The sequence below is a fragment of the Lacinutrix cladophorae genome, from assembly GCF_053604645.1.
In genome coordinates this window covers 637,501-639,933 of sequence record NZ_JBSHNR010000110.1, presented here as the reverse complement: position 1 = coordinate 639,933, position 2,433 = coordinate 637,501, and the positions used below count along the sequence as shown (strand labels likewise).

Annotated in this window: 2 rRNA genes (1 of these 2 only partly in view); both read right to left on the bottom strand. The window is 47.0% G+C overall.

What is annotated here, in order from left to right:
• Nucleotides 1-50 precede the first annotated feature (50 nt).
• Nucleotides 51-157, bottom strand: a 5S ribosomal RNA gene (gene rrf / locus ACVC3Y_RS10175).
• A gap of 137 nt (nucleotides 158-294) precedes the next feature.
• Nucleotides 295-2,433 (bottom strand): 23S ribosomal RNA (locus ACVC3Y_RS10170) (it continues 682 nt past the right edge of the window).

Below are 2,433 nucleotides of genomic sequence, written 5' to 3'. Positions count from 1 at the left end.
ATTATAGTATATAAAAAAACCCTTCAATAAATAAATATTGAAGGGTTTAAAAAAGGCGACGACCTACTCTTCCACAATGTAGTACCATCGGCGCAAATGGGCTTAACTTCTCTGTTCGGAATGGTAAGAGGTGAGCCCCATCGCTATAATCACCTTAAGCTTTAGTCCCGCATTTGTTACGGGATCTCTTTCTTATAAGCTTTAAAAGCATATTGAAAGATAAATATCTTAACATATTGAAAAAATAACATGATTGTTTATAATAATTGTATGGAACTTTATAAAAAACAGGCGTACAATAAGCCTATGGGTTATTAGTATCACTCGGCTATGACATTACTGCCTTTACACCTATGACCTATCAACGTAGTCATCTCCTACGACCCTTTAAAGAAATCTCATCTTGTGGTGGGTTTCGCGCTTATATGCTTTCAGCGCTTATCCCTTCCAAACGTAGCTACTCTGCAATGCTCCTGGCGGAACAACAGATACACCAGAGGTTTGTCCATTCCGGTCCTCTCGTACTAGGAACAGATCCACTCAAATTTCTAACGCCCACAGTAGATAGAGACCGAACTGTCTCACGACGTTCTGAACCCAGCTCGCGTGCCACTTTAATGGGCGAACAGCCCAACCCTTGGGACCTTCTCCAGCCCCAGGATGTGACGAGCCGACATCGAGGTGCCAAACCCCCCCGTCGATATGAGCTCTTGGGGGAGATCAGCCTGTTATCCCCGGCGTACCTTTTATCCTTTGAGCGATGGCCCTTCCATGCGGAACCACCGGATCACTATGCTCTACTTTCGTACCTGATCGACTTGTAGGTCTCTCAGTCAAGCTCCCTTATGCCATTGCACTCTACGCACGATTACCAACCGTGCTGAGGGAACCTTTAGAAGCCTCCGTTACTCTTTTGGAGGCGACCACCCCAGTCAAACTACCCACCAAGCACTGTCCCTTCTTCGAAGGTTAGACTCTAGATAAGCAAAGGGTGGTATTTCAACAATGACTCCACAACGCCTAGCGACGCCACTTCAAAGTCTCCCACCTATCCTACACATTACTTATCCAAAACCAATACTAAGCTATAGTAAAGGTGCACGGGGTCTTTTCGTCCCACTGCGGGTAATCGGCATCTTCACCGATACTACAATTTCACCGAGCTCATGGCTGAGACAGTGTCCAGATCGTTGCACCATTCGTGCAGGTCGGAACTTACCCGACAAGGAATTTCGCTACCTTAGGACCGTTATAGTTACGGCCGCCGTTTACTGGGGCTTCATTTTAGATCTTCGCCGAAGCTAAACCCTCCACTTAACCTTCCAGCACCGGGCAGGTGTCAGGCCATATACGTCATCTTTCAATTTAGCATAGCCCTGTGTTTTTGATAAACAGTCGCCTGGACCTTTTCACTGCGGCCACCCCGAAGGGTGGCGACCTTTCTCCCGAAGTTACAGGTCTATTTTGCCTAGTTCCTTAGCCATGAATCTCTCGAGCTCCTTAGAATTCTCATCCCAACTACCTGTGTCGGTTTAGGGTACGGGCTGCTTCATTCGCTTTTCTTGGAAGTCGCTACTCTGGATTATCACCGCGGCCGTAGCCTTAGTGTACTATCGAGGTGTTACCACTCTCTTCAACGAACTATTCCGTCAGTTCGCACCAAATTTACGCCTCCGTCACTTTTAGTATGAGCAGGTACTGGAATATTAACCAGTTGTCCATCCACTACCCCTTTCGGGTTCGCGTTAGGTCCCGACTAACCCTCAGCTGATTAGCATAGCTGAGGAAACCTTAGTCTTTCGGAGTGCGGGTTTCTCGCCCGCATTATCGTTACTTATGCCTACATTTTCTTTTGTAGCTACTCCAGCATGCCTCACAGCACACCTTCAACGCCACTACAATGCTCCCCTACCACTTTTACAAGTCCATAGCTTCGGTAATATGTTTATGCCCGATTATTATCCATGCCGAACCGCTCGACTAGTGAGCTGTTACGCACTCTTTAAATGAATGGCTGCTTCCAAGCCAACATCCTAGCTGTCAAAGCAGTTCAACCTCGTTTTTTCAACTTAACATATATTTTGGGACCTTAGCTGATGGTCTGGGTTCTTTCCCTCTCGGACATGGACCTTAGCACCCATGCCCTCACTGCTGATGAACATTTTATAGCATTCGGAGTTTGTCAGGAATTGGTAGGCGGTGAAGCCCCCGCATCCAATCAGTAGCTCTACCTCTATAAAACTATAAATCAACGCTGCACCTAAATGCATTTCGGGGAGTACGAGCTATTTCCGAGTTTGATTGGCCTTTCACCCCTACCCACAGGTCATCCGAACACTTTTCAACGTATATCGGTTCGGGCCTCCACTGTATGTTACTACAGCTTCACCCTGCCCATGGGTAGATCACACGGTTTCGCGTCTACCACTACTA